Raw genomic sequence first — 3,428 nt, forward strand, 5'->3', positions numbered from 1 at the left:
GGTGCAGTCGGTCCTGCCGTCGCCTTTGGCGCCGAAGTCCGTGACGATGAGGTCCGACGGGGCGGCAAATACCGCCGTCACGCTCATGAGAATGAGCAGTACCCATAATGCTTTGTTCATCTTTATTCCTCGTAATCCATATTATTGGCGTTGAATATCCTGCCCTTGTCACTCCGGACCCCGCAGGACTATCACAGTCCGCCGGCCGCGTCTCCCTCCCGGAAAGCCTCCTCCGGCAGGTCCGTCTCCACTCCGTCCTTGTCCCGGTTGGTCACTCTGAGCCCTCCGGGGGCCGTGTTGCCGGTGATCACGGCTCTCCCGGCCCTGTCCCCTATCCTGATATGCTCGCCGGCCGGTCCGAAGCTGCTGCCGCTAATGACGGCGCTGCCGGCGGCCAGGTCCAGGGCCCGGCTGTCCGCGCTCCCGAAATGACAGCCCGTCACGGACAAAAAGCCCGGGGAGCAGTGGGACACGCAGGCGTCCATGGGGCCTGCAAAGGAGCAATTGGTCAGGCTCACCTTCCCCGGAGAGGTGGCCAGAGTCCACACCCCCACCGAATCCCGGCTCCCCGGACGGCCCGAAAACTGGCCGTTGGTGATGAGCAGGCCCGGCTTTGAGACCGCATCCACTCTGACTCCCACGGCGCAGTCAAAGGCTCCTATGCCCAAAAAGCTGCCGTTGCAGCAGCCGGAGGGGGACCTGCTGAACCTGTAGCCCACGCCGTAGCCGGAGCAGGAGCAATCGAGGACGTACTGCCAGTCCGTGCGGCCAAACTCATAGGCCACGCCGAACCTGCCTGTCCAGCGGCTCCGGGCGCTCGTTTCCGCCTCTCCGAGGGGCCGGAAATGGCAGTCCTCCACCCGGGTGATATCCAGGCATTTGTCTATATACAGCCCTCTTTTGGCGGGATAGCCGCACACGCGGCTGATGTGGCACCGGCCTATGCCCACGAAACGCAGGCCCTCGTAGGGGTTCGCCAGCATCACGTCCATGACGCTCTGGGTGTTGCCCCTGTAGCCGGCGATGCAGGGAGGATAAGGCGCGGGAGGCGCGTCGGAGCCGGTGTTGTCCGGATAATATATGGCCAGCCCCTTCACGCCGCAGTTGGTGCCCTCCAGCTCTATGAAGGGCCTGTCCTGAGGCCTGTTGCGTCCCGCAAAGGCCAGCAGCGCGGTCCCCTGCCCCGGGGCTCCCGGAGCGGCCTCCCCTCCCGGGACGGGCTCCGCCCGATAGGCTCCCTCCAGCCAGACTCCCGACCTGACCACCAGATTCCCCTTTACGGCGTAGCTGCCGGCGGGAGCGAACACTGAGCCCCCTCCGTCGAAAAAGGCGGCGTCCAGAGCCCTCTGAAAGGCCCCGGTGCAGTCGGAGGCGCCGTCCGGCACGGCTCCGTAGTCCGTGACGTCATAGCAGACGGGGGCGGCGGCGCAGGCCCCGGCCCACAGGAGCGCCAGGGCTGTCCACAGCAGTCTATAGGTATTATTCATCCGTATATTCCAGCCTGTTGGCGGAGAACACCCGGGCCCGGGGGTCGCTTATCACCCGTATCTCCCTCAGGCCTATGCCTATCCATCGGTCGTCCGCCGAGCCCGACAGCTCCCGGGGGTTCCAATATGCGAACCGGGGCTTCAGAGTCAGGCTGCTCCTGTCCCCCGTGTCTATCTCGCAGGACACCCTGTGCTCCCCGGCTCCGGTGACGGGCATCACGTTGACCCCATCCAGATATATGCCCATATCCTCCCGGACCGCCGCCCGGGGGACGTAGAGGTCCACAGTGACGGCGCAGCGGGTATGTCTGTTCACGGGGATGATGATGCTCTCGTTTTTTTGGGACCAGCGCTTGGTGCCCCCGCCGCTGAATTCTCCCGCCGCTTCGCCCTTGTAAAAGTTGCGGAAATACATGCTCTCGTTGGGGGCTCCCACGTCTATCACGTAGTTCTTCTTCTGCTCCTCGGTCATCTTCACGGCAAAGGCCCGGCTGTTGCGGGATATCTGCGCCTTGGAGCCTATGCGGTTGTCCACTATTATCTCCCCTTCGGCCAGATTGCCCGTGATGATGGCGGACCGGGTCTTCTCCCCCAGGATGATCTGAGGGGTCTTTTCGTTGAAGGTGTTGCCCTGTATGAGGCCGTTGCCGCCGTTCATCTCGATGGCCGCCTTCTCCCAGCTCTCGAAGTGGCAGCCCATGACGGACAGCAGCCCGTCGGGGCTGGCGGTGCGGATACTTGTATCGATGGGGCCCCAGAAGGAGCAGTTCAGCAGGCTCACCTTCCCCGCCGCCGTCTCCAGGATATTCACGGGACAGGAGTCGTCGGAGGACCAGCGGCCCACGAATTCGCCGTTGGTGATGAGCAGGCCCGGTCCCTGGCAGGCCTCCACCAGCACGGAGTTGGTGCAGCAGTCGGCCCCCAGGCCCAGGAAGTTGCCGTTGCAGCTGCCCGCGTCCGAGGCGCTGAACCTGTAGCCGGCGCCGTAGCCGAAGCAAAAGCAGTTGGTGACGTATTGCCAGTCGCTGCGGGCGAACTCAAAGGCAGTGCCGTTCTTGTTGATCCACTGGCAGTATTTTTCGGTCTGATCATACCTGACCCCGAAGGGCCAGAAGTGGCAGTTCTCCACCCGGCTGATGTCGTAGCATTTGTCTATGTAGAGGCCTCGTTTGATGGGATAGCCGTACACGTTGCGGACGTAGCTGCGGCCCACCCCCGACAGCCGGATGCCCTCGTAGGGGTTCAGCAGCAGGCAGTCAATGACGCTCTGGTTGTCCCCCACGCAGCCGGCGATGCAGGGAGGATAAGGGATGGGAGGCACCGTCTCCTGAGACCATTCGGGATAGGAGATGATGAGGCCCTTCACTCCGCAGTTGGACCCTTCCAGAGTGATAAAGGGGTCGCTGTCGGGCTCGTTTTTGCCCGCATAGACCCGGAGGGCAGAGCCGCTGCAGGTCCTGCGCTGCTCTGCCTGATGGTCGTTGCGCTGGGTGGGAGGCGCCTGATGGGTGCCAGTAAGATACACTCCGGACCTGATCTTCAACGTGCCCCGCAGGGTGTATTCCCCGGAGGGGACGAAGACGCTGCCGCCCCCCGCCCGAAAGGCTGCGTCCAGGGCCTGCTGAAAGGCCCCGGTGCAGTCGGCGCCGCCGGGCGCCGCTCCGTAGTCCGTGACTATGAAGTCCGCCAAAGGGACCGCAGCCGTCCGGAGACAGAACAACAGCGCCAGCAGCGCCAAAAGCAGCCTGCGCATATTATTTGACGTAGTCCATGTTGTTGGCCGAGAACACCCGGGCCCTGGAGTCGGAGATCACCCTGATCTCCCGGAGGCCTATGCCTATCCAGCGGTCGTCCGCGGAGCCCGTGTCCTTGGGGTTCCAGTACTTGAACTTGGGGGTGAAGACCAGCTCCGTGTTGTTGCCGGAATTCACCACGCAGTAC

General features: G+C 63.6%; 3 protein-coding genes. All 3 read right to left on the reverse strand.

The window, feature by feature from the left end:
• Positions 1-191 precede the first annotated feature (191 nt).
• Complete coding sequence (locus tag IK083_10260) at positions 192-1,487, reverse strand: hypothetical protein (protein ID MBR4749936.1); 1,296 nt, start codon at positions 1,485-1,487, stop codon at positions 192-194.
• Positions 1,480-3,240 carry a hypothetical protein gene (locus IK083_10265; protein ID MBR4749937.1) on the reverse strand — a complete coding sequence of 587 codons (1,761 nt, stop codon included), beginning with the start codon at positions 3,238-3,240 and terminating at the stop codon, positions 1,480-1,482. Before IK083_10265 ends, IK083_10260 begins: the two co-directional genes overlap by 8 nt.
• A gap of 1 nt (position 3,241) precedes the next feature.
• Positions 3,242-3,428: hypothetical protein (locus IK083_10270; protein ID MBR4749938.1), on the reverse strand; the 187-nt coding region annotated here is incomplete at its 5' end.

Source organism: Abditibacteriota bacterium (assembly GCA_017552965.1).
Classification (GTDB): domain Bacteria; phylum Armatimonadota; class UBA5829; order UBA5829; family UBA5829; genus RGIG7931.

Excerpts from the sequence above, each read along its gene's own strand:
- IK083_10260 (MBR4749936.1), bottom strand. The coding sequence starts at position 1,487 with ATGAATAATACCTATAGACTGCTGTGGACAGCCCTGGCGCTCCTGTGG.
- IK083_10265 (MBR4749937.1), bottom strand. The coding sequence starts at position 3,240 with ATGCGCAGGCTGCTTTTGGCGCTGCTGGCGCTGTTGTTCTGTCTCCGG.